This is a genomic window from Spongiactinospora rosea (assembly GCF_003315795.1).
Classification (GTDB): domain Bacteria; phylum Actinomycetota; class Actinomycetes; order Streptosporangiales; family Streptosporangiaceae; genus Spongiactinospora; species Spongiactinospora rosea.
In genome coordinates this window covers 177,026-201,899 of sequence record NZ_QMEY01000001.1, presented here as the reverse complement: position 1 = coordinate 201,899, position 24,874 = coordinate 177,026, and the positions used below count along the sequence as shown (strand labels likewise).

Annotated in this window: 24 protein-coding genes and 1 pseudogene; 13 read left to right on the top strand and 12 right to left on the bottom strand. The window is 70.6% G+C overall.

Features of this window, described 5'->3' with window-relative positions; all coding sequences use genetic code 11:
• Positions 1–118 precede the first annotated feature (118 nt).
• Complete coding sequence (locus DP939_RS00955) at positions 119–2,425, top strand: glycosyltransferase family 2 protein (protein ID WP_147267805.1); 2,307 nt, start codon at positions 119–121, stop codon at positions 2,423–2,425.
• On the top strand, positions 2,422–3,813 hold the full coding sequence (locus tag DP939_RS00950; protein WP_199564889.1) for a glycosyltransferase family 2 protein: 1,392 nt from the start codon (positions 2,422–2,424) through the stop codon (positions 3,811–3,813). The genes DP939_RS00955 and DP939_RS00950 overlap by 4 nt, the downstream gene beginning before the upstream one ends.
• Before the next feature lie 26 nt (positions 3,814–3,839).
• Here DP939_RS00950 and DP939_RS00945 read toward each other — a convergent pair whose 3' ends face one another.
• The 3 genes from DP939_RS00945 to DP939_RS00935 form a co-directional block, all read right to left on the bottom strand.
• Positions 3,840–4,406 carry an RICIN domain-containing protein gene (locus DP939_RS00945; protein ID WP_158578417.1) on the bottom strand — a complete coding sequence of 189 codons (567 nt, stop codon included), beginning with the start codon at positions 4,404–4,406 and terminating at the stop codon, positions 3,840–3,842.
• 241 nt (positions 4,407–4,647) lie between these two features.
• Positions 4,648–5,043, bottom strand: coding sequence for an ArsR/SmtB family transcription factor (locus DP939_RS00940; RefSeq protein ID WP_113977702.1), 396 nt, complete (start codon positions 5,041–5,043; stop codon positions 4,648–4,650).
• Positions 5,044–5,052: 9 nt separating this feature from the next.
• On the bottom strand, positions 5,053–5,670 hold the full coding sequence (locus tag DP939_RS00935) for a TetR/AcrR family transcriptional regulator (RefSeq protein ID WP_113977700.1): 618 nt from the start codon (positions 5,668–5,670) through the stop codon (positions 5,053–5,055).
• Positions 5,671–5,756: 86 nt separating this feature from the next.
• Between DP939_RS00935 and DP939_RS00930 the strand changes: the two genes are divergently transcribed.
• Positions 5,757–6,956, top strand: coding sequence for a cytochrome P450 (locus tag DP939_RS00930; protein ID WP_113977697.1), 1,200 nt, complete (start codon positions 5,757–5,759; stop codon positions 6,954–6,956).
• A 43-nt stretch (positions 6,957–6,999) separates the two neighbouring features.
• On the opposite strand, the gene DP939_RS00925 is transcribed toward DP939_RS00930, so the two are convergent.
• Both DP939_RS00925 and DP939_RS00920 read right to left on the bottom strand, forming a co-directional pair.
• Positions 7,000–7,458, bottom strand: a complete 459-nt coding sequence (locus tag DP939_RS00925; protein ID WP_225877982.1) for a TraR/DksA family transcriptional regulator — start codon at positions 7,456–7,458, stop codon at positions 7,000–7,002.
• 34 nt (positions 7,459–7,492) lie between these two features.
• Positions 7,493–7,855, bottom strand: coding sequence for a hypothetical protein (locus DP939_RS00920; protein WP_113977694.1), 363 nt, complete (start codon positions 7,853–7,855; stop codon positions 7,493–7,495).
• Positions 7,856–8,008: 153 nt separating this feature from the next.
• Here DP939_RS00920 and DP939_RS00915 point away from each other — a divergent pair, with 153 nt between their 5' ends.
• From DP939_RS00915 to DP939_RS00905, 3 genes are read left to right on the top strand one after another with little or no spacing between them, the layout of a single operon-like run.
• On the top strand, positions 8,009–8,377 hold the full coding sequence (locus DP939_RS00915) for a hypothetical protein (RefSeq protein ID WP_113977692.1): 369 nt from the start codon (positions 8,009–8,011) through the stop codon (positions 8,375–8,377).
• Between the two features lie 39 nt (positions 8,378–8,416).
• Positions 8,417–10,654, top strand: coding sequence for a protein translocase subunit SecD (secD, locus tag DP939_RS00910; protein WP_113977689.1), 2,238 nt, complete (start codon positions 8,417–8,419; stop codon positions 10,652–10,654).
• A 36-nt stretch (positions 10,655–10,690) separates the two neighbouring features.
• The gene (locus DP939_RS00905; protein WP_113977686.1) at positions 10,691–10,927 is read left to right on the top strand and encodes a hypothetical protein; all 237 of its coding nucleotides are present in this window, start codon (positions 10,691–10,693) and stop codon (positions 10,925–10,927) included.
• 46 nt (positions 10,928–10,973) lie between these two features.
• On the opposite strand, the gene DP939_RS00900 is transcribed toward DP939_RS00905, so the two are convergent.
• From DP939_RS00900 to DP939_RS00890, 3 genes are all read right to left on the bottom strand, one after another.
• Complete coding sequence (locus tag DP939_RS00900; protein WP_113977683.1) at positions 10,974–11,198, bottom strand: hypothetical protein; 225 nt, start codon at positions 11,196–11,198, stop codon at positions 10,974–10,976.
• Positions 11,199–11,293: 95 nt separating this feature from the next.
• Positions 11,294–12,235, bottom strand: a complete 942-nt coding sequence (locus DP939_RS00895; RefSeq protein ID WP_113977681.1) for a carbohydrate kinase family protein — start codon at positions 12,233–12,235, stop codon at positions 11,294–11,296.
• An 18-nt stretch (positions 12,236–12,253) separates the two neighbouring features.
• On the bottom strand, positions 12,254–13,357 hold the full coding sequence (locus DP939_RS00890; protein WP_225877981.1) for a hypothetical protein: 1,104 nt from the start codon (positions 13,355–13,357) through the stop codon (positions 12,254–12,256).
• A 392-nt stretch (positions 13,358–13,749) separates the two neighbouring features.
• Here DP939_RS00890 and DP939_RS00885 point away from each other — a divergent pair, with 392 nt between their 5' ends.
• From DP939_RS00885 to DP939_RS45915, 3 genes are all read left to right on the top strand, one after another.
• Positions 13,750–16,854: an AfsR/SARP family transcriptional regulator gene (locus DP939_RS00885; protein WP_158578416.1), complete on the top strand. Its 3,105-nt coding sequence runs from the start codon at positions 13,750–13,752 to the stop codon at positions 16,852–16,854.
• A 1,408-nt stretch (positions 16,855–18,262) separates the two neighbouring features.
• On the top strand, positions 18,263–18,946 hold the full coding sequence (locus DP939_RS00880) for a DsbA family oxidoreductase (RefSeq protein ID WP_113977672.1): 684 nt from the start codon (positions 18,263–18,265) through the stop codon (positions 18,944–18,946).
• Entirely contained in the window at positions 18,943–19,107 is a 165-nt protein-coding gene (locus DP939_RS45915) for a hypothetical protein (RefSeq protein ID WP_158578415.1), read from the top strand. The genes DP939_RS00880 and DP939_RS45915 overlap by 4 nt, the downstream gene beginning before the upstream one ends.
• A gap of 14 nt (positions 19,108–19,121) precedes the next feature.
• Here DP939_RS45915 and DP939_RS00875 read toward each other — a convergent pair whose 3' ends face one another.
• Positions 19,122–19,544: a winged helix-turn-helix transcriptional regulator gene (locus tag DP939_RS00875; RefSeq protein WP_199564888.1), complete on the bottom strand. Its 423-nt coding sequence runs from the start codon at positions 19,542–19,544 to the stop codon at positions 19,122–19,124.
• Between the two features lie 82 nt (positions 19,545–19,626).
• Here DP939_RS00875 and DP939_RS00870 point away from each other — a divergent pair, with 82 nt between their 5' ends.
• Complete coding sequence (locus DP939_RS00870; RefSeq protein ID WP_225877980.1) at positions 19,627–21,024, top strand: FAD-dependent monooxygenase; 1,398 nt, start codon at positions 19,627–19,629, stop codon at positions 21,022–21,024.
• A 9-nt stretch (positions 21,025–21,033) separates the two neighbouring features.
• Here the strand turns inward: DP939_RS00870 and DP939_RS00865 are convergent.
• Positions 21,034–21,448 (bottom strand): annotated as a pseudogene (locus tag DP939_RS00865) (zinc-binding dehydrogenase); the annotation flags it as partial.
• A 7-nt stretch (positions 21,449–21,455) separates the two neighbouring features.
• Between DP939_RS00865 and DP939_RS46685 the strand changes: the two are divergent.
• Complete coding sequence (locus tag DP939_RS46685; RefSeq protein WP_199564970.1) at positions 21,456–21,659, top strand: hypothetical protein; 204 nt, start codon at positions 21,456–21,458, stop codon at positions 21,657–21,659.
• Between the two features lie 469 nt (positions 21,660–22,128).
• Positions 22,129–22,602, top strand: a complete 474-nt coding sequence (locus DP939_RS00860; RefSeq protein WP_113977664.1) for a hypothetical protein — start codon at positions 22,129–22,131, stop codon at positions 22,600–22,602.
• 129 nt (positions 22,603–22,731) lie between these two features.
• On the opposite strand, the gene DP939_RS00855 is transcribed toward DP939_RS00860, so the two are convergent.
• Positions 22,732–23,592 carry a helix-turn-helix domain-containing protein gene (locus DP939_RS00855; RefSeq protein ID WP_113977662.1) on the bottom strand — a complete coding sequence of 287 codons (861 nt, stop codon included), beginning with the start codon at positions 23,590–23,592 and terminating at the stop codon, positions 22,732–22,734.
• Between the two features lie 66 nt (positions 23,593–23,658).
• Here DP939_RS00855 and DP939_RS00850 point away from each other — a divergent pair, with 66 nt between their 5' ends.
• Positions 23,659–24,477: an alpha/beta fold hydrolase gene (locus DP939_RS00850; RefSeq protein ID WP_113977660.1), complete on the top strand. Its 819-nt coding sequence runs from the start codon at positions 23,659–23,661 to the stop codon at positions 24,475–24,477.
• Here DP939_RS00850 and DP939_RS00845 read toward each other — a convergent pair.
• Positions 24,471–24,821, bottom strand: coding sequence for a hypothetical protein (locus DP939_RS00845; RefSeq protein ID WP_147267803.1), 351 nt, complete (start codon positions 24,819–24,821; stop codon positions 24,471–24,473). The genes DP939_RS00850 and DP939_RS00845 overlap by 7 nt on opposite strands.
• Positions 24,822–24,874: the final 53 nt, after the last annotated feature.

Here is a 24,874-nt window from a genome sequence, read left to right as displayed (position 1 = left end):
TGTCGCATGCGTACTGTCGGCCGGGATCCGCCAGCTTGCTACACGTCGGATATGTGTGGCGGCTCTTCGGGGAGTCGTGAGGGAACTGGTGGGGCTTTTGTGATTTGGGGGGTTTCGCGTGAGCGTGGCCATTGTGATGCCCACATGCCGCGACGAAGCCGACCTTGCGGCCACCGTCGAGGACCTCCTCGCCACGATGGAGGACGCGGAGCACTGCGTGATCATCGTCGCCGACGACACCGGCCGGGACCCCGGCGAGGGCCGGATGGCGGAACACCTGGCCGCCCGGTTCCCCGGCCGGGTGCGCGTCGCGTACCAGACACCGGGCGCGGAACACGGATCGGCCGTGCGGACCGGCGTCGCCTTCGCCTTGGAACGCACCCACGCCGAGCGGATCCTCCTGATCGACCCGGACGCCCGGTTCGGCGCGCACCGGCTGCCGGAGATCATCCAGGAGGCCGGGCGGGAACGGGCCGACGTGGTGGTCGGGTACCGGCTCCGGCCGCCCCGGACGCTGCTCGGCCGGGCCCGCGAGGCGGACTGCGCGTACAAGCTGTTCGACCGCCACGTCCTGGAACGGCATGACCTGGGGGTGGAGGCGGCGACGCTGTCCCTGCGGCTGCTGACCAGGAGCCACGGCGGGGACATCCGCATCCTGCGCCGCCCGCTGGAGCCGCCGAGCAGGGTGCCCGCCAGGCGTCCGGGCAGCACCCGGCCGTTCACCCCACGCGACCCGCAGCCCCCGGCCCCGGCCGAACCCCGCCCGCCCCGCACCGAACCACCCCCGGCCGCCCCCTGGAGACACCACCTGCGGGCGGCGCTGACCCGCCTCGGCCCGCCGCCCTCCCTGGGCAAGGCCATGCCATGGCGGCCCAGGCGGCCGAAGGCCCGGGACCGGACCCTCGCCCTGGTCACGCTCGCCGCCATCGTGCTGTCGCTGGCCGCGTGGCACGGCTTCGCCGCGTCCCGGCTCGCCTACCCCGACGCGATCTCCCACCTGCTCATCGCGCGGCGCGTCGTCGACTCCCCCACGCCCGGCCTGGCCCAGCTCGGCGGCGTGTGGCTGCCGCTCCCCCACCTGCTCTCGCTGCCGCTGGTGTGGATCGACGCGTGGTACCACTCCGGCCTGGCCGCGACGCTGATCTCGATGGCCGCCTACGTCCTGGCCACCCGCTACGTCTACAAGACCGCCCGGGACCTCACCGACTGCCGGAAGGCGGGCATCACGGCGGGCGCGGTGTTCGCGCTCTGCCCCGGCGTCCTCTACCTGCAGAGCACCCCCATGACCGAGTCGCTGCTGCTCTGCTGCGTGGCGGCCACCGTCCACCACCTCACCCGCTGGCGGGCCACCCGCTCCTACCGGTCCCTGGCCGCGACCGCGATCGCCGCGCTCGCGGCGACGCTCACCCGCTACGAGGCATGGGCGCTGGCCCTGCTCGTGATGGCGGTCGTGGCCTGGACCACCTGGCGGGACGCACGCCCGGCGAGGCAGCCGCGCGGAGTCGAGGCGAACGTGATCTTCTACGCCACCCCGGCCTTCGCCGGCATCGCGCTGTGGGTCATCTGGAACGCCGTCATCTTCAACGATCCGCTGTACTTCTACTCCGGCGAGTTCGCCAAGCCGTCCCTGTGGGTCGCGCAGGGCGAGGCCGCCGCGAACGACTGGTGGACCGCACTGCTCACCTACGGCTACGCCGTGCTCGGCAACCTGGGCCCGCTGGTCCTGCTGCTGGCCGTCCCCGGCCTGGCCGCGTACGTGCTGCGCCGCCGCGACCCCGCGCCGCTGCTGGTGCTGGCCTTGGTGCCGGTGTTCGTGTGGGCGCTGCGTACCGGGCAGCGTCCGCTGCACGTCGAGGAGATCACCGGCGACCTCTACAACGTGCGGTTCGGGCTGGTCATGATCCTGCCGGTGGCGCTGCTGGCCGGCGGGCTCGCCGCCGGTACGACCTGGACCCACGCGACCCGCGCGACCCGCTGGGCGCGCGGCTGGGCGGTGCCCGGCGTCGTGGTCGCCGCCTGCGCGGTGGCCACGGCGGCCACGGTCGCGCACGGCGTGGACGCCCGGCGCGAGGCGGAGGCGTTCCAGGCGGGGCGGGTGGCGCGCGGCGCGCTGGGGGCCGCCTCCTGGCTGCGGGCGAACTACGACGGCGGCGCCGTGCTCATGCACTCCTTCGGAAACGAGACCGTGATGTTCCACTCACATCTGCCCACGCGCTCGATCGTCTACGAGGGCAGCTTCCGGCGGTGGGCCGCCGCGCTGGCCGACCCGCGCGGCGCGGGGATCCAGTGGATTCATATGCGGCGCACTCCCGGCAACACCGACCGGGTGTTCCGGGCGCTGCACGGTACGACGGCGCTGCGCGACTACACGCGGGCGTACATCGACACCGACCGGGTCGTCTACCGGGCCAAGGCGGGATCGTGAACGAGCCGATGGACGACGGCAGCGCCCGGGTCACGCTCAGCCGGGGGCAGCGGGTGGCGCTCGGCGTACTGGCGGGCGGGCTCGCCCTGGCCGTGCTGCTGGACGCGGGCATGGCCGTGGTGACCGCGGCCGTGGTCGCGGCGGCGGTGCTCTACGTGGTGGGGATCGGCGTCAAGCTGTTCCTGATCTTCGGGTCCGGGGAGGCGCGCGTGCTGCGCGTCGCCGAACTGCCCCCCGACGAGGCGCTGCCCCGGTACACCGTGCTGGTCCCGCTGCACCGGGAGGGCCGGGTGCTGCCCGCGCTGCTCGGCCACCTGGCGGCGCTGAACTACCCGGCCGACCGGCTCCAGATCCTGCTGCTGATCGAGGAGGACGACGAGGAGACCGCCGCCGCGCTGCCCGGCGTACTGCCACCGGCCTGCACGGTCGTGCCGGTCCCGCCGGGCGGGCCGCGTACCAAGCCCAAGGCGTGCAACGTGGGGCTGGGCATGGCCACCGGCGAGTTCTGCGTGATCTACGACGCGGAGGACCGGCCCGACCCCGACCAGTTGCGCAAGGCGGTGGCGGTGTTCCGCGGCTCGCCGCGGTGGATGGTCTGCGTGCAGGCCGAACTCCAGTACTGGAACCCGTGGACGAACTGGCTGACCAGGTGCTTCGCCGCCGAGTACGCGGTGAACTTCAGCCTGTTCCTGCGCGGCCTGGACCGGTACCGGCTGCCGATCCCGCTCGGCGGGACCTCCAACCACTTCCGGGGGGACGCGCTGCGGGATCTGGGCGGCTGGGACCCGTACAACGTCACCGAGGACGCCGACCTCGGCATTCGCATCGCGCGGCGCGGCTGGAGCGTGCGGATCATGGACTCGGTGACCGAGGAGGAGGCCAACAGTCGCCTCGGCAACTGGCTGCGCCAGCGCAGCCGCTGGATCAAGGGCTACCTGCAGACCTGGCTGGTGCACATGCGCTCGCCCGGCGCGCTCCGGCGCGAGCTGGGCTGGCGCGGGTTCTGGAGCTTCCAGTTCACCGTGGGCTTCGCCGCGCTGGCCCCGCTGCTCAATCCGGTCTTCTGGGTGCTGACCGCGATCTACCTGGCCGCCGGTCCGCGCCCGATCGAGGCGCTGTTCTGCGCCCCGGCCCTCTACGCGGGCACGATCGCGATGATCGCCGGGAACCTGCTGCTGGTGCTCGCGCACATGGCCGGGTGCATGGAACGCGGGCTGCACGGGGCGGTCCGCACGATGCTGGTGGTCCCGCTGTACTGGGTGCTGATGAGCGCGGCGGCCTTCCGCGCGCTGGTCCAGCTCATGCGGCGCAGCCGCAGGCACCACTGGGAGCTGACCGAGCACGGGCTGGTGCCCGCCCCGGAGCCGGCCGGCGCGTCCGCCCGCTGAGGGACGGACCCGCCGGCCTGCGGGGGTCAGTCCCCAGGCACGTTCACGACGCGGAAGCGCTGGTGGGCGTCGCCGTGGCAGCCATAGTGCTGGACGACGGCGTACTCGTCGCGCGAGCCGCCGTAGACGTCCATGCACTGGCCGTTGTGGCGGGAGCGGAGCATGACGGGATCGCCGTCGCGCATCGCGCGGTAGTCGGAGAACTCCCAGGCGGCCCGCCGGTCGGCCACGCCGTCCTCGCCGCAGGCGATCTGCAGCAGGCGGCCGTGCGGACGCCCGGGCACGCCGGCGCACTTGCCGGTACGCCGGTTGACCAGGCCCCACCCGGAGGCCAGCCGGACGATCCGCCACTGCCGGGTGGCGTCCTCGCCGAACCCCGCCTGGAGCACGCCACGGCGGTCGGCGTCCCCCCTGGTCTCGGCCATCAGCACGTGACCGCTGTGGACGGCCACCAGGTAGTGGTGGCCGCCCGCCGGCTTGCCCGGCACCGGCTTACCGGACGCCGCCGCAGGCAGGGCCGCTGCCGCGGCGCACAGGACGCCCAGTACGGCGGCCGTGCCGCGCACCGCCACGGAAAGGTGATTTTCCCCCATTAATCGCGTTCCTTCCAGAAATACCGGCCTTTGGGGAATGCGATGGACATTCATCCCCGCAGCCCATGGAAACCTCTGAAAGGAAACGATTACAGCCGCCGCACAACTCGGCTCCCAACCAAGGGTATTCCCGGCCCAAAATCACGCGTCACCGGAGATAATCCCGATAAGACCCCGCCTTGTCAGGATCAATCCCATTAACTCGGAAATCGGGCCGAGAATGCGATGCCTGCCCGCCGGATCAGACGGCGTGTAGTCGGGGATCGAGCGGGACGTTGGGCCTGGGCGGGACGAGAGGAGGCGGTGGATCGTCGTCCTCGATCACGCCCGTGACATAGCCGGTCAGCAGTCCGGCCTCGGCGAGCAGGCCGCCGACGTGCGAATTGGCGATGCGGTAGTAGACCCGGGTGCCATCGCGGCGGGAACTGACCAACCCCGCCGCGCGTAGTCTGGCCAGATGCTGGGAGACCGCGGCGACATGCGCGCCCAATTTCTCGGCGAGTTGCCCGACGCGGTATTCCTGCGACGAGACCGCGTGCAGGATCTGGAAACGGATTGGATCGGCGATCGCCTTCAACACTTCCACGACCGAGTCGACGGACACGACCGGGGATTCGGAAGGAACTTGCGCAACCATGCAAATATTCTACCTCGCGACCGGCCCCTTTCCGCCGTCCGGACCGGCGGTAACGTCATCACCGTCGTCCCCGGGCAGGCCGCCGATCAGCTTGAAAGCCGCCTGCAACGCCACTCCGGCCCGTTCGTCGTCCGTCAGGCCCATGTCGATGATCGGGACGCTGCCCAGCAGGATCGCGACCACCGCGAGCATCACCTGGAAGCGCTGGGCCGGGTCCATCTCCGGCGTGGCCAAGATGGCGAGCATCGCCAGGAAGCTGTCGCGCATCCGCTGCCCGGCCGGGATCTTCCGCATGACCGCCTGGTTGACCTGTATGAACCGCAACAGCGGACGCCACTGCCCGTCCAGCAGCTCGAAGATCCGCCGCAGGACCTCCCGCCTGGCCTCCTCGGTGGCGGGCTGGGCGCGGGCCCAGTCGTTGAGTTCGTCGACCGAGTCGGCCAGGTCGGCCATGACCCCGGCGAGGATGTCCTCCTTGGCCTTGTAGTGGTAGTAGAGCGCCGGCCTGGTGATCCGCAGCCGGTCGGCCACCTCGCGCAGGGTCGTCTTCTCGTATCCCTGTTCGGCGAACAGCTCCAGGGCGACCCGCTGAATCCGTACCCGAGTGTCCGAACGCCGACCTGCCATGATCTCTCCCGCGCTTGACGACCGGCTTCACGTTGCTTACTTTCATGTAAGTAAGCAATGCGATCCGGCTAGTAGGGAGCAACACTATGGCTCAGGACTTTCCCGTCCAACGGACCTGCCCGTTCGCGCCACCGGCGGAGTACGCGAAGCTGAGGGACGAGGCGCCGGTCGTCCGGGCGAAACTGCCCAGGGGCGAGGCGTGGCTGGTCACCCGGTGGGCCGAGGCCCGCCAAGTGCTCAGCAGCCCGGCGATCAGCACCGCCACCACCACGCCCGGCAGCCCCAAGCCCCTCATGTCCCCCGACCCGCCGACCCCCGAGATGCTCGAAGAGCTGGCCGGGCAGCGTCACGGCGTGTTCATCGACATGGACCCGCCGGAGCACACCCGCTACCGCAAGCTGCTCATCCCGGAGTTCAGCTACCGGCGCATCAAGGAGATGCAGCCCGGTATGCAGGCGACCGCGGACCGCCTGATCGACGACATGCTCGCCCAGGGCACCCAGGCCGACCTGGTGGAGGCGTTCGCGCTGCCGCTGCCCTCGCTGGTGATCTGCCAATTGCTCGGCGTCCCGTACTCCGAACGGGAGTTCTTCCAGAACAGCACCCGCCGTCTGCTCACCGCGCCCGACGAGGTGGGCCAGATGGCCGCGGTCGGGGAACTGCGCGAGTTCCTGAGCGGCCTGGTCGCCGAGGCGGAGCGGGCCCCGGGCGACGACCTGCTCGGACGGCTCGTCACCGCGCGGGCCGTGCCGCACGAGGATATGGTCGGCATGATGTTCCTGCTGCTGGTCGCGGGGCACGAGACCACCGCCAACATGCTCCCGCTCAGCGTGCTGTCCCTGGTCCGCCACCCGGACCAGCTCCGTCAGCTCCTTGACGACCCGGGTCTGTGGCCGGGCGCGGTGGAAGAACTGCTCCGCTTCCACTCGATCGTGGACTGGGCCGGCTTCGACCGCGCCGCCACCCAGGACATCGAGATCGGCGGCCGGAAGCTCGGCGCGGGCGACGGCATCTTCGTACTCGGCGCGTCCGCCAACCACGACGAGCGGGTCTTCCCCGACCCCGACCGGTTCGACATCCACCGCGAGGCGCGCCCGCACGTCGCCTTCGGGTACGGCATCCACCAGTGCCTGGGCCAGAACCTCGCCCGCGCCGAGTTGGAGATCGCCCTGCGCACCCTCTTCGAGCGCATCCCGGGCCTGCGCGTGGACGCCCCGGACGAGGAGCTGTCGTTCAAGTACTCGGCGACCGTCTTCGGCGTGGACGCGCTGCCCGTCTCCTGGTGAGGACGCGGGCGGCGCGTTCCCGCCCGCGTCCTCGGGGCACCCGCTATGCGGCCTCGTGCTGACGCTGGCACTTGATGCAGTACCGGGCCAGCGGCCGGATCTTGAGCCGCTCGAACGGGATGCCGGTCGCGCAGTGCGCGCAGCGGCCGTAGGAACCGGCCGACAGCCGGTCCAGGGCCTGGGTCAGCTCGGCGATGGCCCGGTCGGCGGCGGCGAGCGAGGCGAGCAGCTCCTGCCAGGTGCCATCGCTCCCGCTGCCCACCCCGGCCTCGGCCCGCAGGCCGCGGAGGTGCTGGGTACGGCGGTTCAGTTGCTCCTCAAGGTCCTGACGCAGTGACTGGAGCTGGACGCTGCTCAGGTGGGGCGAGTGGCTGGTCTCGGTCATGACGACGATCGACTCCTTGCGCGGCGTGCGGGCACGCCGAAGAGAAAGGGAGATCCGGGCCTCGACGAGCTCGACGTACTCGACGTGCCCGGCGTACGCGAACACGCCACAGGGCATCCGGCTTCTGTGGCGTCGTGGTGAAGCGGTGACGTCAGCCGAGTGGGGGGCTGCGCGAACCGGCCGCGCGGTGGGCGAACTGCTGCGGATCGCGGATCGTGTCGTCGGGCGCGCCCGGCGCGGCCGGCGGCATCGGGTGCGCCGCCGCGGCGTACCGGTCGCCGCGCGGCGGGGGCGGCCACAGCGACTGCACATGGTGCTCACGGACGTTCGCCGGCTGCGGCGGCAGGCCGATCAGCCCGTCGTCCAGCGGACTCCAGCTCCACGCCTGCACCGCCGCGGGCGCGGCGGGTGCGGCGGCGGGGCCCGCGGCGGCGCCGGGGAACGCGGTGGCCACCAGCAGGGACAACAGGACCAGGCCCAGCACGCCGCTCAGCGTGCCGGACCCCCGTGACATCGGTCCTGACCCCCTCATAAGGCCGACCATAGCCCAGCCGGTAGGAAAAGGCCCGTTCGTTTTCCTGGCCCCGGCGGTGGCGGGGTTGGTGCGGGAGGGCCGGGGGCGGGTACGTTGGCGGCCAACGGGTCCGTCCGGCGAGGAGGAGGCGACGTGCGCAGCAAGCTGCCCGCCGTTCGTCTGCTCCTGCTGTCGTGGCTCGTCCTGGTGCCCTGGGCGGTGCCCACGAGCGCGGCGGCCTCCGCCGCGCCCGGATGGCCCGCCGTCGCCGAGCAGGTGGCGGCGCAGCAGGCGCGCCAGCAGCCGGGGCTCGGGCGCGAGCCGTACCACCACGGCGTGGCGCAGGCCCGCCACCTGCTGCTCGGTCCCGCCGGTTTCACCGGCCCCGCTGTACTGCCCGCGGGCCTGGCGGCCCCGCGACCGGCCTGGGCCGTCATCACCGTGCGCGCAGCCGTCCGCACGCCGGACGGACGCCGGGTCACGACCACTCCGGCCCGCGGACCTCCCTCCACAAGGTGCTGAAGATCCCCTTTCCGCACTTCCGAACCTGTGGAGGGTTCAATGAACCGTGCGCCGCTATGGCGTGCGGTGGCGGCGTTCGCCGTCATCGCGATCTCAGCAGTTCTGGCGTTCACCATGACCCCGCGCCTCGGCCTGGACCTGCGCGGCGGCACCCAGCTCGTGTTCGAGTCCAAGGACTCGGCGACCGTCAAGGCCGACGCCGCCGCCACCGACCGCGCCCTTGACGTGCTGCGCCGCCGCGCCGACGCGCTCGGCGTGGTCGATCCCACCCTGGTCCGCTCCGGCGAGAAGCGGATCATCGTCGAACTGCCCGGCGTCCTCGACCCGCGGCAGGCGGCCGAGGTCATCGGCCGTACCGCGCAACTCGCCTTCCACCCGGTGCTCGGCGTCGCCGAGGCCGGCGACCGCGACGCCGTGAAGGACGAGAACGGCACGCCGCTCAAGATCGGGCCCGCGGCCATCACCGGCGACGGCGTCACCGGCGCCGCCGAGCGCAGCGACCCGCAGCGCGGCCCCGGCTGGTGGGTGACGGTCGACTTCCGCGACGCCGACGCCTGGCAGCGGCTCACCGGGACCGCCGCCTGCGAGCCGGAGGGCGACCCCAAGCGCCGGATCGCCATCGTGCTGGACCGCGAGGTCATCTCCTCCCCGCAGGTGGACCCGTCGGTGCCGTGCCGCGCCGGGATGCCCGGCGGAAGTGCCGACATCACCGGCTCGTTCACCTACGAGGACGCCCGCGAACTCGCCGTACTGATCAAGGGCGGCGCCCTGCCGGTGCCGCTCGACCTGGTCGAACAGCGCACGGTCGGCCCCACGCTCGGCGCGGCGGCGATCGAGGCCAGCGCCAAGGCCGCGCTGGTCGGGCTGGTGCTGACCGCCGGTTTCATCATCCTCGTCTACCGGATCTCCGGGCTGCTCGCCACGATCGCGCTCGCCTGCTACGGCCTGATCTCCTACGCGGCGCTGGTCGCGATGGGCGCGACGTTCACCCTGCCGGGACTGGCCGGGTTCGTGCTGGCCATCGGCATGGCCATCGACGCCAACGTGCTGGTGTTCGAGCGGGCCCGCGAGGAGTACGGCAAGGCCGTGGGGTTGCGCGGCGCTCTCGACCGAGGTTTCAAGAACGCCTGGAGCGCCATCGCCGACTCCAACGTGACCACGCTGATCGCCGCCGGACTGCTGTTCTGGCTGGCCTCCGGCCCGGTCAAGGGCTTCGGCGTGACGCTGGGCGTCGGTGTGCTGGCGTCGCTGGTGTCCGCCATGCTGATCACCCGGGTGCTGGTGCAGGCCGCGGTCGGCCGGATCTCGCCGCGGGTCTCCGGGCTCGCGTCCCAGGGGGCCGTGCGTACCTGGCTGGCGCATCGCAAGCCGCGGCTGATGCGGGCCGGGAAGCTGTTCCTGACGGTCGCGGGCGGGCTGGCCGTGGTCGCCCTGGCCGGGCTGGTGGTACGCGGGCTGAACGTCGGAGTGGAGTTCACCGGCGGGCGGCTCGTGGAGTTCGCGACCAGCAGGCCGGTACCGGCCGACGTGGCGGGGCGGGCGGTCGCGCAGGCCGGGTTCCCGGCGGCGGTGGTGCAGGCGGCCGACGACGGCGTCACCGTGCGGGCCGCCGAACTCGGCCTCGCCGAGACGGCCAGGATCGAGCAGGCCCTTGAGCCGCACGGCGGCGAGGTGACCAAGCGGCGCGAGGAGTTCATCGGCCCGAGCCTGGGCGAGGAACTGCGCCGCAACGCCCTCATCGCGCTCGGCGTGGCGGTGGCCATGCAGCTCGTCTACCTGGCGTTCCGGTTCCGCTGGACGTTCGGGGCGGCGGCGGTGCTGGCGCTGCTGGTGGACGTGGCGATCGTGGTGGGCCTGTTCGCCTGGCTGGGCAAGCCGATCGACGGGGTGTTCGTGGCGGCGATGCTGACGATCGTCGGCTACTCGGTCAACGACAAGGTGGTGGTGTTCGACCGGGTCCGGGAGCTTTGGGCGGCCAGGCCCAAGGAACCGCTCGCCACGGCGGTGGACGGGGCGATCGTGCAGACGTTGCCGCGTACCGTGAACACCGGGCTGGGCGCGCTGTTCATCCTGGTGGCGCTGATGGCGTTCGGCGGCGACTCGCTGCGCGACTTCGCGATCGCGCTGGTGGCCGGGATCGTGACGGGCACGCTGTCGTCGGCGTTCGTGGCGGGGCCCGCGGCGGTGGCGCTGGGCCGGTTCGACCGGCGTCCGCCGGTCGCGCCCGCCAAGCGCAAGGCTTCCCCGGGGAGGAGCGGGTCGGGCGCGGTGTTGTGACCCTTCGCAATGACCCCAGCGGGGTACAGAACAGACATGAAGGGTGATCGGGTCGAGATCGTTGTGGACACCCACGACGGGTCGCGGACCTACGAGATCGTGGCGACGCGGGCGGGGCGGCGGGTCGAGGTGACCATCGGCCGGGGCGTCGTGGAGGTGGCCGAGGTCACGCGTACCGGGACACCGGTGCGCACGGCCCGCTTCATGGCCAGCCGCCTGCTCGCCCTGGTCGAGCACCCGGCCCCCCGCCCCCCGGAGCCCGGCGAGGAGTGACGGCGGCGGCGCGCGGATGGAGTCGCGCGCCGCCTTCGGGCAAGGGTCAGATGGTGCGGCGGGTGTCGTGCATCGGGGCGCGGGGGGCGGGCACGACCGGCAGCACGTCCGCCCCTGTCGGGCCCGCCCGGCGTACCTTGTCCCGGCCCTCGCCGCGTACGGCCCGCGCGGGCGCCCGATGCCGCCCGCGCCCCCGCCCGATCCTCGCCATCAGCCCGATCGCCGCCGCCAGCCCGTGGAGCAGGCACCGAACGCGGTCACCGAGAGCCATAGATCCTCCTTCGGGGCAGGGTCGGCCGTCGCCCCCACCGGGCCATTACCGGTGAGTTACCGGACCGATACTTTCCGTAGTTTTGGTACCCCGATTCACGGCTCTTGCACGTCCCATCGGCCGATGGTCGCGGTCACCGGATGGCACTCGCCCAGCCGGGCGAGTTCGGGCTCGGTGAGCGAGACCGCGCCGGGGAAGGTGTCGCCGATCTTCCAGCCCGCGTGCAGTACGGCCTGGCGGAGCGCCGTCACCGGATTGCCGGTGGCGAGCCAGCCGTGCAGGAACGAGGCGAACAGCGCGTCGCCCGCGCCCGACGTGCTCACCACCCCGCGCGGCGCGACCGCGGCCACCTCGATCAGGCGTCCGTCCCGCAGCCCCATCAGGCACCCGTCCCGGCCCGCGCCGACCGCGGCGATCTCGCAGCCCGGGTAGCGCTCGAAGACCTGCGCCACCCAGCTCCGCGGCGAGCAGGGCAGCCGTTCGTGACTGCAGAAGACGATGTCGGCGACCTCCAGCCAGGGCCGGTTGTACGGGTCGTTGACATCGCTGATCAGATGGACGTCCACGGCGATGGGCACCCCCGCGGACCAGGCGTGCCACAGCAGCGGCCGGACGAACGCGGTGTTGGTCAGCACCGCGAGGTCCGCCCCCTGGATGACGCGCTTGAACACGTCGGTCGGGTACTGGAGCATGTTGACGGCGGCGACGTACGGCCGGCCGGAACGCCTGCCGTCCGGGGCGACGAGCACGACGCCCAGCGACGACTTCGGCGCCGGGATCACCCCGTCCCCGTGCAGGTCACGCGCCCGCAGCGAGGCGCTGATGGCCTCGCCCGCGATGTCGGTGCCCACGAACGTGCACAGGCTGGTCTCGTCGCCGAGCGTGCGCATGGTGTCGGCGATGTGGCACGCGGCCCCCGACACCTCGGCGCGCGTCCATTCGGGGAACCGCTGCGGCGTGTACGCGATGGGGAACCCCGCCACGGGCACCGCCATGTAGAGACTCGTGACTCCGGCCACGACGACCCTGTTGGGCATCTCTCCTCCGGGTGTGGGTCAGTCGGTGTGGGTCAGGTACGGGGCCGGAACGGGTTCGGCCCGTGGGATCGACGGCGGCTGGGGCAGCCGCATCAGGCGGTAGAGCAGCCTGCGCATGTTCCGGTCGAACCGGCCGGGGGCCGAGGTCAACCGGGCCGTCACCGCGGCGTACCGCTCCGGGTGGTGACTCGCGGCGACCTCCCCGAGCTGCGCGGCCAGCGGCCGGTCGAACCGCAGCCTGGGCGCGGTGGCGGCGAGCAGCCCGCCGGCCGACTCCGGATCGACCTCTTCTTCCGTGCCGTCGACCAGCAGTACCGGGGCCCCGGCCGCCGCGCCGTACACCGTGACCGACCCGTGGTCCCCCACGACATGGTCGGCCGCGACCAGCGCCCCCAGCCACTCCGCCTCCGGCGGGACCAGCACGAGGCCGTCCCGCACGCAGTCGGCCAGCCAGCCGCGGACCTGCCACACCCCGTGCCCGAACCAGATGTTCGGGTGCAGCAGCGCGGCCACCCGGTAGCGTTCCTTGGGCAGTTCGGCCAGCACCCAGCGGAGCAGTTCCGCCTGCCTGCCGAACAGCGACCGCTGCCCCCAGGTGGAGGTGACCACCACGAGTTCGCGGCCGTCACCGACCCCGAGGGCCCGCCGGTACGCGGGCCGCTCGGCGGCGCTCGCCACCAGCCGGTCGTACACCGGATCGCCGATGACCTCGGCCACCGGAACGGCCTCCGGGCAGCTCCTCGCCAGCCGTTTGCGCTCGGCCTCGTGCGTGAGCACGATCGCCGAGGGAAGGACCATCCCGTCCCTGACGAGCTGCTGCGCGCTGAGGCCGTACACACCCTGGTGGCCCGCCACCGCGCCCCCGCCCAGCCGGCGGCTCACCCGCTTGTTGTAGCCGGCGCCGTGCGGAAGGACGACGAGCGGCGAGTGAATCCTTTCTATCCCCCCATAGGCGGCGGAGATCGCCAGATCGAAATCGGTACGGACGGCGACGTGCCAGGGCAACACCGCGCCGCCGAGCCTCCCGAGCAGTTCGGCGACCCCGTTGCCGAACACGTCCGGGCCGTTCGTGAACACCACCTGGATCCGCAGATCGGCGGCGAGCAGGTGGGCAACGTCCATCAGACGCTGCCCGGAGGTAACCGTGTGTACGATCATGAGTGCGGTCCGCCTGCTACGGCGGGTCACCCACCGCTGCGCATCGGGCCCGACCGGCACGTGGAACCCCTCAGTACAGGACATCGCGCTTTCTAACTCCCCTTCACCATGGCGCGGGCGCACTGCGCGCCGTATCCCCCGGCCGTGTGTGGTCCCCGTCGTCACGGCCTGTATCGAGCCTGCGCCGCAAGCCTGAACGAAACCTTGCAGCAACCGTGATGCGGCCCCGCCGGCGGCCTTGCGGGGGTGGTGGGGATGTCGCGACCTGGCATCGATCACAGAAGCGTTGTGGACCGTTACCAAAAAACGCGAGAAGCTATCGGGAAGTGGGGCATTTACCTGCCGAAAGGACACTCGTGGAGTTCCGAATACTCGGCTCCGTGGAGATGTGGGCCGAAGGGCAGATGCGTGATCTCGGCACGGCCAAAGAACGATATGTGCTGGCCATACTGCTCCTCACCCCCGGCCAGCCGGTACTAATCGAAAATATTATCGATTGGGTTTGGGGCGATACGCCGCCGACAAACGCGCGCGGAAATCTGTACACCTATGTCCACAGGTTGCGCGGCAGGATCGGCGACGACAAGGCGGTGCTCAGGCGCTCCGGCGGCTACGTGCTCAACGTCGATCCGGAGCAGATCGACCTGCACCGATTCCACAGGCTGAACGACCGTGCGCGCACCCTCGCACACGTCGGGAATACCGACGAGGCACTGCGCCTGTTCAATGAGGCGGCGGAATTATGGCGAGGCGAGCCGCTTTCCGGACTCCACGGCGAATGGATATCGACTATTCGGACAAGTCTGGAAAGCGACCATCAGGCCGCCACTAAAATGCGATTGCAGCTGGAACTCGACGCGGGCCACCATACCGAGGTGCTGGGCGAACTGTACCGGCTGGTCGACGGGCATCCTTACGACGAGTCTTTCATCGAACAGTTGATGATCGCCCTGTATCGCTGCGGCCGCCAGCGGGACGCCCTGGAAACGTACCATCGGATGAGCCACCGCATGGTCGAACAGCTCGGCACGGACCCGGCGCCCTCCCTGCGCGCCATGTACCAGCGCATCCTGCGCGGTGACCCCGAACTCGCGGCGCCGCACATCCCGCCGCCCGCGCCGAGCGCCCCGGTGACCCAGAATCTGCCCCGCGACATCCCGGACTTCACCGGCAGGGAGGCGGATCTACGGCATCTGTACGAGGCGCTGGACACCGGCCTGACGGCCGTGACGATCGAGGCCATTGACGGGATGGCCGGGATCGGGAAGAGCGCGCTCGCCATACATGCCGCTCACGCACTGGCGGACCGCTACAAGGACGGCCGCTGGTTCCTCTCGTTGCGCGCCCATGACCCGAACCATCCGCCGCTCTCCCCCGCCGAAGGGCTCCAGATCCTGCTACGCGACATCGGTGAGAATCCGCGCCGCATCCCCGAAGGACTGGAGCCGAGGGCCGCTCTGTGGCGGGCGCGGCTCGCCGAGCGGCGCATGCTGATCGTGCTGGACGACGCGGCCGATGCCGATCAGGTCCGGCCGTTCCTGCCCGGCGCGCCGGGCTGCCTCGTCCTGATCACCAGCAGACGCCGGCTCACCGGGCTGGAGGGCATCCGGCCGCTCTCCCTGGACGTCCTCGCACCCCACGACGCGTCCCTGCTGTTCCGGCGCATCGTCGGCCACGACCGGCCCCTCGCCGCTCCCGATGTCAACAGGCTCGTACAGCTGTGCGGGCACCTGCCGCTCGCCGTGACGATCATGGCCGACCGGCTGCGTCATCGCCCGGCCCGCGCCGTCGGCGACTTCGTGACCCGGCTGTCCCAGGACCGGCTGGCCGAGATGCACACCGGCGACAATGATCTGACGAGCACCTTCGAGCTGTCCTACCGCGAGCTGTCCCGCCCGCGTCAGCGGGCCTTCCGCCGGCTCAGCCTGCACATCGGCGCGGACTTCACCGCCGCGTCGGCGGCGGCCATGATCGGCAGTGACCTGCGCACGGCAGAGCGCGCCCTGGAAGAGCTGCTCGACCACCATCTCATCCAGGAGCCGCACTCCGGCCGGTTCCGGTTCCATGACCTGCTCAGGGAGTACGCCAGGCGGCGGGCCTCCGAGGAGGAGTCGCCGGGCGAGCTGCGCCACGTGGTCCACCGCCTGCTCGACTTCTACCTCTACACCGCCGACCAGGCCGACCGCGCCCTGTACCCGCATCGGCGACGTACCGCGCTGTGGATCGCCCGCCCGCCCGCCGACCCACTGCCCGTGAGCGATCCGGATTCGGCGGCCGAATGGCTGCGCACCGAGCGCGACAACCTGCTCAGTTGTGCCTATCACGCGGCAGAGCACGGCCTTCCGTCCCACACCGTGAACCTGTCCATCGCGCTCGCCACCTACCTGGAGCGCTCGGCGCACTGGGCCGACGCCGCCCGCCTGCACGAGACCGCGCGCCGCCTGAGTCAGAAGACCGGCGACCGCGGCGCGACCGCGCACGTGGAACTGGAGCTGAGCCTCATCCGGAGCCGTACCGGCCGCTACCACGACGCCATGGAACTCGCCCAGCACGGCCTCACCACCTTCCGCGCCCTCGGCGACCTCCACGGGGAGGCCGACGTACTGTGCCACCTTTCCAGGGTCTGCTGGCACACCGGCCGCAGCCGCCTCTCACTCGCCTACGCCGACAAGGCCCTGAACCTGTACCAGCACACGAAGGACCGGTACGGGGAAGGAAAGGCGCACCTACATCGAGGGATAGCGCTCTTCCATCTCGGACGGACGGAAGAGGCCGCAAGCGCCTTCCAGAGGTCACTGGACATCGTCCGCGTCACAAAGGACCGCGCGACGATGGCGCTGGCCCTCAACAACCTGGGCGATCTCGAACTCGACCGGGGCAACCTGCAGCGAGCCCTCGACCTGTTCAGGGAATCGCTCGCGACGCTGCGCGCCGCGGGGTGGCGGCAGAACGAGGCCGTGGCCCTGAACAACATCGCCAACGTACTCCGGCGCCAGGGCGCTCTTCAGGAGGCGCTGTACTTCTACCGGCAGGCGCTCTCCGAGTACCAGGCCACCGGTGATCGCCGCAACGAGACGGACGCCCACAACAACATCGGAGCCAGCTACCTGCTGCTGAACCTCGTCTCGGAGGCGCTGACCCACTTCCACAAGGCGCTGACGGTCGCCGAGGAGATCGGAGACCCCTACGGGCAGGCCCTGGCGCTGCGGGGCCTCGGTGACGGCCGACAACGGCACGGGCAGTACGACCTGGCCTACGAGACGTACGAGCGCGCGCTGGCGATCGCCCGCGAGGTGGACAATCCGCTCCTGCAGGCGGGCTGTCTCCAGGGACTCGGCGAGGCGCTGCTGCACACCAAGGGACGCGACCAGGCGGAGATCCACTGGCGAGAAGCCCTGGCGATCTACGAGCGGCTCGGGTCCCCGGAGGCGGAGGCCGTCCGGGCGAGCCTGCGCGGCTGAGGTTCGTCCGGCCATTTCCGGACGCCGCGCCCGAGAAAGGGATCGGCTACGATGCAAAGGCCACGGTAGGGCGACGTTGCCCTTGGTCAAACGTGTCACGGCGAAGAGTGACAACGAGGCACGTTTCCGGTCCCGCACCCGCCCGAACGGCGGCGTGACCGCCGGCTCGTCTACCGTCGGCACGAGGTCGCGAGAGGTTCGCCGGGCCACCCCTGAGAGCGCGGGCCTTCCAGGCGTCGTATCCGGCAATTGAGGTTCGGAAGCTTGGAGAATCTCATACCACGTTGAACATTTCCTGGTATACCGCGCTGAAATAGCGTCCTTTCTCATTCCCGATGGCGGCCTTGACTGCCTTGACTATGATCAGTCTTGTGTCCGTTATAGGAGCTGCCCGCCGATGACCTTGCACCACGCCGCATGATCCACATCGAGGGCTCAATGAACGTTCAACCTCGTCAGGTTCATGCTTCTCCCACACAACCCGGACATAAGGTATGGAAGTGGGGCATTTTTCCATCAACCCCGATAGATCGCAATATTTCTGCATACCATATTTCCCAGCCAACACCGGACTGAAACGTGGTAACGTTGAACCGGCTTTGGGAGGGTTTGCCGTTGACGCTGCACCTCTGAGGATCGATCAAGGAGTGGAATGTTTGTCATAATGGTGGCGAACAGCATCCTTCATTGGATGATGATGGACATCATCGTGAATGGAATGATGATGGACGTGGCCAGAGTGGCGGCCGAAACCGTTCAGGCCCTTATATCGACCGGTCTATAGCGGATCATTGATGCCGACCCCTTTCCGGGAAAGGTCGATCATGGCTACTACAATCCCTTGACCAGGTCTCGACAAATTGCCGCGCCCTGCGCATCCGACTTGCACCACGGCCTCCCATGACCACCGAGGCCCGGACGCACCAACACGTTTCACCTCCGGTTCACCCGGCTTGAGGAGTTCTGGCCTCCTATGTGATGAGGGGGCCAGGACTGCCCTATGAGGCTGCTGTGACCAGCCCGAACAATGTGATCGGGCTGCCGGGAGGGCGCGCCGTGCCAGAGCACCGGCACCGGCGGAATTGTCCGGACATCGCGAGCACCGCGGGCTTATGCGATCTTGCATACAGGCCGCCGCCTGGCACGCGTGACTTCCTGGCCGCCGACCTGCGGGGGGCGGGATCATGTGTTTTCTGTGATTCGGTCAGTGTTCGAGCGATATGGCGTTAAAGCTGCGGCAGACGCCCGCTTCCATGTGGCTTGAGGTGCTTTCCGGTGAATACGGTCGTGGGGCGGTAAGCTCCGGCCGCCCCTCCGCCGGGGGTGCCTACGCACTTGAAAGTGCCTTTTGTACACCCTCTCTTACTCACTCATGATGGTGTTACGCACTACTAGTGAGGTGAGGAAGATGAGTGAGCGGGTAACGCAACCCGAGGGGTCGCAGATCGTCATCGAGATGTGGGCTGACCTGGGCTGTCCTTGGTGCTACGTCGGAAAGCACCGGCTCCAGGCCGCGATCTCACAGCGTCCGGACGCGGACAGGTTCACGATCAGGATGCGATCCTTCGAGCTGGACCCGGGGGCGCCGCGGGAGCTGGAGAAGAACGAGGACAGCTTCATCCGGACCCACGGCGGCACCGTGGCCCACGTCCTGCAGGCCGAGCGCCAGATGCAGGCCATGGCCCGCAAGGAGGGGCTGGAGTACTCCATAGACCGCCTGAACGCCAACACGTTCGACCTGCACCGCGTGGTGCAGTACGCGGGCGACCAGGGCCGCGGGTTCGAGTTCTTCTCCGACGTCCAGGACGGCTTCTTCACGGGCGCCCTCAACCCCTTCGACCCGGACGCTCTGGCAGGCGTCGCGGAGTCGGCCGGGCTGGACGGGCGGCGGGTCCGCGAGATCCTCGCGGGCGACGAGTACGCCGACCGCGTGCGCGCCGACCGGGCCGAGGGCCTGGAACTGGGCGCGACCGGCGTTCCGTTCGTCGTCCTCGACCGCCGGGTGGCCGCCCCGGGCGCCCGGAAGGTCGCGGGCTATGCCCAGTTGCTGGAGCAGGTGGCCGGGCCGGCGCCGGAGGAGCGTGTGTCATGAGCGGGGCCAGGGACGGGATTCAGATCGTGGTAGACCCCGCCGGCGGGTGGTGCGAGCCCGCTACCGGGGTGTGCCACATGGACACCGCCGACGAGGTACCGAGCGCCGAGGCGGACAACGAGGACGCCGCGGGCGATGCGCCCGCCGCTACCGAGCGATGAGCGTCACCGACACGTCAGCCCGCCGACGCCGGGGCCTTGCCCCGGCCGACTCCGGTCAGGTCGCTGGCGGCCCGGTTGCCGGCGATCTCGCTGTGGTGGGCGGCGGCCCAACCGGCCATCGCCATCACCGCGTCCCTCAGCGACCGGCCTAGGTCCGTCAGCTCGTACTCCACTCGCGGGGGGACCTCGGCGTACGCGGTCCGGGTGATCAGGCCGTCGCGTTCGAGATGTTTGAGCGTCTGGGTCAGCATCCGCTGGGAGATCCCGGGGATGCTCGCGTGCAGGTCGGAGTAGCGCAGCGAGCCGGCGTTCAGGGTGCTGACGACCAGCACGGTCCACTTGTCGCCGATGCGGTCGAGCACCTCACGGATGAAGGCGCTGTCCTGCGGCCATGCCTGGCACGGACCGGTGATCTGCCGCGCTGACGCCATCTCCATTACCTCTCATCCGGGTGCAACCGCACTACCAGTATGTAACACCTACGGGTCGCTCGGCGCGGCCCAACGGAGGGTGATCACTGTGAACGCACACGACACCATCGTGGTCGGCGCGGGCCCGGTCGGGCTGTGGGCGGCGGCGGAGCTGGCCCTGGGCGGCGGGCGGCCGCTGGTCCTGGAACGGGCCGAGCGGCGCAGCCCGCACTCGAAGGCGCTGGCCGTCCACCCGCGCACGATCGAGGTACTGGCGATGCGCGGGCAGGAACAGCCCTTCCTCGACGGCGGGGTGGCCGTGCCGGACGGGCACTTCGGCATGCTGCCCGCTCGCCTGGACTTCCGGGAGCTGGCCACGCCGTTCCCGTTCATGCTCGCGCACCCGCAGGTGCGCACCGAGGAACTGCTCGAACGGCACGCCCTGGCCCTCGGGGTGGCGATCCGGCGCGGGCACCAGGTGTCCGAGCTGAGCCAGGACGACCACGGCGTGATGCTCCGGGTCAGCGGGCCGGACGGCGAGTACGAGATCACCGCGGACCACGTGGTCGGGGCGGACGGCGCGGGCAGCATCGTGCGCCAGGCGGTGGGCATCGACTTCCCCGGAACCGACTCGACCATCTTCGGCTTCCTCGGCGACGTCGAGCTGACCGACCCGCCAGAGCGGCCGGGCTCCTGGCACAACGAACACGGCGCGCTGATCGTGGCCCCGATCCCCGGCGGGCGCTACCGCGTCACCGGGTCCGCCCCGTCGGTCCCCGCCCCGACCCTGGAGTTCCTGCGGGAGACGGCGAAACGAATCGCGGGCACGGACTTCGGCCTGCACTCCCCGGTGTGGCTGTCCCGCTTCGGCAACGCCACCCGGCTCGCGGCGGAGTACCGGAAGGGCCGGGTGTTCCTGGCGGGCGACGCCGCGCACATGCACTTCGCGGCGGGCGGCGTCGGGCTGAACGTGGGCCTGCAGGACGCGATGAACCTGGGCTGGAAGCTGGCCGCGGTCCAACGGGGCCGGGCGGACGCGGCCCTGCTGGACACCTACCACCAGGAACGCCACCCCGTCGGCGTGGCCCTGGGCGAACACACCAAGGCCCAGACCGCCCTGATCACCGCCACCACCGAGGAGGGCCTGTCCCTGCGCCGGTTCATGGCGGACCTGCTGCGCGCCCATCCCGGCGTGGCGAGCGCGCTGGCCGATATGGTGACCGCGCTGGACGTGCGCTATCCGGGCGCCCATCCCCTGGCGGGCCGGCGCCTCCCGGCCACCCGCGAGCAGCTGCACCTGTTGCGCGAGGGCCGCCCGCTGCTGCTGGCCCAGGAAGCCGGCCCGGAGTTGAAGGACCTGGCCACGAGCACGGACCTCCGGCTGCACGAGACCGAACTGCCCTGGCCCACGGCCGCCGTACTGGTCCGCCCGGACGGGCACGTGTGGGCCGCCGGGGACACTGCCGGGCAGTTGGCGGACGCCATGGCGGAACTGCCCCTCACCTGACAGAGGGCGCGGAAGGGTACGGTCGAAGACCTTGCCGGGGTCGATCCGGCGGTTCCAGATCAGGTCGATGAACTCGGGCAGGAACCGGCGTACCGGGGCAGGGCCGCCGTGCAGGTGCACCAGAGAGAAGAACAGCTCGTCGCCGGGCAGCGCCACGTCGTGGGCGACCCCGAAATGGCCGACGTGACCGCCGGGGCGGGTGGAGCGGATGGCCTGCATCATCGACTCCCGGGTGCCGACCGCCTCGACGACGCTGTGTGCGCCCAGCCCGTTCGCCAGCTCCTTGATCACGGCCACGCCGTCGTCACCGCGCTCAGTGACGATGTCGGTGGCGCCGAAGGAGCGGGCCAGTTCCTTGGCGCGGGGCGTGGCGGCTCATCGCGATGACGCGTTCGGCACCGAGCCGCCTGACGGCCAGTACCGCGGTGTGGGTGAGCCGGGCCCGGTGGGGTCTGTTCCTGGCGCGGGTGAAATCGGGCGGTTTGGTGCCGGAGGTGGCGGTCGATGGTACGGACCTGATCGCGGCGCGGGTCGGTGACGCGGTGCCGGGGGTGTGGCTGCCGGTGCTGACGACCTTGGATCACTGGAGGGAGGTTGAGGAGGCGGTCAAACACGGCGATTTCGATCATGTGTAGACGCGCCCGGGTGGGAGCGAGAGGGCGGGCGATGCAATGGACGTGACCGGCGCGAACCAGGGTGCGCTCTGCTCTGCCGTCCCCCAGCGCACGTGCGCACGGGACCTTGACATGTGGCCTGCGTGCAGTTGGCTCGATGGCGGGACTGGTAGAGCAACTAGTGATGGGAGACGGTTCATGGCTGCTGATGGGAAATGCCCGGACTGCGGGTTACGGGTGACGGGCTCGCAGGGTAAGCCGACGCCTCAGCATCAGAAGAAGGGCACGCGTGAGCGGTGTTCGGGGGTCGGCAAGCCAATCCTGCCGGATACGCCGGGCTGGTAGGGCGGCGTCGGAGCCCCCGGTCATTGCCGGGGGCTCGTTGCGTTTCCGAAGCGGGGGTTAGAAGCGGAGGTAGCGAGTTGGGGCGGGCAGTAGGGTGTTCAGGCCGGTCGTCAGGTGGGGCTGAGGCGGAGAAAGGTAGAGGTCAATGCGGATTGCGCGGTTTCGTGGACTGCTGGTCGAATGGCTGAGCACCGCGGGCGGTGACGTCATTAAGGATGTGACGGTCTTCGGGGTGCCGTCGCTGCCGGAGGCCGGTGTGCGCGTGGGCCTGGGGACGGGGGCCGGTGTGCTGCTGCGCACCATTGGCGGCGCACCACGGGGCGGTAATAAGGGCAGTGAAGCGGCGGAGACAGAGCGGGGGCCGGTCCTGGAGCCGGTACCGCTGCCTGCTGTGCCGGTAACCGGCGGCAAGGTGCGTACTGCTGATGTGCTGGCCTACGTCGCCGCTGTGATCGTGAACGCGGGATCGGATGAAATCGAACGCGTTGAAGCGAAGGACCAAAGCGTCGTGGTGACCTTCTTCAACGGCGGGCAGGCGTACATGATGACGTACAAGACCGTTCCGGCTGGGCGTGATGCGGAGTCGGAAACGGAGTGGAAGGCCGCCGAAGTGGTGTAGCGGTCTGCCTGGGTGCGGTGGGGTGAACGGTGCCCCTCATCGCACCTGGGCGGCGAGGGCGGTTAGCCATGCGGGTCCCTTCTGGTTCGCCGGTCGAGGATGATGAGGATTGCGCCGAGAGCGCCTGGACTAGCGGGGCACGCCTTCGCCGGCGGTGGCCGGTACCCCGGCCGGCCAGGCGATGTCATCGACCGCCAGGAAGGGCTCGTCGGCCACGGTCGCCGGGGTCGCCCCGGTGAAAGCCACCATGTCCCGATGCATGTGGGGTTGGTCGGCGTAGCCGGTCTCGGCCGCGACCCGGGCCGTTTCCTCGCCCGCGGCGAGGCGGTGGGCGGCGTGGTCGAAGCGTACGAGCCTGGCGGCGCGCTTGGGCGGCAGGCCGATCTGCGACCGGAACCGGGACCACAGCCGCTTGCGGCTCCACCCCACCTCGGCCGCGAGCCCGTCCACCCGGGCCAGGCCGCGGCTGCCGACGATCCGGTGCCAGGCATGGGCCACCTCCGGGTCCACCGGCGACCCGGCCGCGTACCGGCGGGCGAGCAGCGCGTCCAGCAGGGCGAAGCGGTCGTCCCAGGAGGAGATGTCGCTCAGCCGTTCCCGGATCCGGGTGACCTCGCGGCCCCACAGGTCGTCCAGGCGGACGACGGCACCCTCCAGGTCGGCCGGGGAGACGCCCAGGACCGCGCGGGCGATCTGCGGCGACAGGCGTACCTGCACGCACTCGATGTTCTCGCCGCGCGCCCACACCGCCCCGCCGTACCCGATCCCCGGCCCGGCCACGATGCTGCCACGCTCCCGGCCTGCGGCGTGGTCCACGACGGGCGTACCGCTGCCGAACTCCACGATCATGGTCACGGCCGTGTGCGGCACCATCCGCAGGGCGTCCAGGTCACGGACCCGGAACCCGGCCATGCCCACCCCGCCCACCCGGCTGGGCCACCCCGGGCACGCGACCTCCCACACCGCCGTACCGTGCACGAACGTCCGCACGACCCCATGCTACGCACGGAACATTCGTTCAAGACAGCGGCACGTACCAGCGGAGACAGTGACCTCATGACCGAATCCACGATCATGTCCTTGGACGACGGCGACATCCACGTGTCGCAGGACGGCCCCCGCGACGCGCCCGCCCTCCTGCTCCTCCACGGGTCCGCGTCCTCGACCCGCTCATGGGATGCGATGGTCCCGCTGCTGACCGGATCCCACCATGTGATCCGGATCGACCTGCTCGGACACGGCCGTTCGGCCAAACCCGCCGACCGCAGCTACGCCCTCCCCGACCAGGGCCGCCGGATCGGCGCGGTACTGGACCGGCTCGGCATCCGGCACACCACCGTCGCGGGCCACTCCAGCGGCGGCGCCGCCGCCACCGCCTTCACCGAACAGCGCCCCGACCTGGTGAACGCGCTCGTCCTCATCAACACCGGCCCCCACCTGGACGCCTACATCCCGCGCCCCGGCGGCATCTCGGCCGCGCAGTGGCCGCCATCGGACGAACAGCTCCGCGATTTCGCGAGCACCGGCTTCAGCCGTCCGGGCTACCAGATCCCGCGGGAACTGCTGGACGAGGTACGCCTCATGACCTTCCACACCCTCACCGCCACCATGCAGGCCACCATCGAGTACCTGACCGAGCAGCCCCTCCCGGACCGGCTGGCCGCCCTCGGCAAGCCACTCCTCGTGATCTTCGGCGAGGACGACCGCAGATGGCGCTCCACATCCGCCGCCGACTACCGCATCGTCCCGGCCGCCAAGATCGAGCTGCTCCCCGGCCTCGGCCACTCCCCCATCCTCGAAGACCCCCCAAGGACCGCCACTCCCCTGCTCGCCTTCACCGCCGCCCACAGCCGTACCGGCCACCCGTCTCAGTAGCTGTCACTCCAGCGATACCAGGGCCCCTGCATGTGCCGGAACGTCGAGGCGACCGCCGGATTGGAGTCGTCCACCGGAACCCGCCCAGGGCTCCACACGTACCCATAGGGATCCACGCCATTGCCGCCCACCTCGAAATAGACGCGGTCGCCCTCCCGATGGACATTCTGAAACTCGACCTCCCCGATCCTCTGCGGCCGAGCCCTCATCCGGTCATCCGGCACGGTCGCCCGTGCCACCCGCTCCATTTCGGGGAAGGAGCGTATGACCCGCTGATCCGTCAGGTAGCCGCACGACGCCACCGCTACCGATGCCAGCACGAGACAGGTGGCCAATTTCTTCAACCGTCGATCCCCCCTTTCCGGAGGCGCTCGCGGCAAGTCCGGTCATCCGGCGC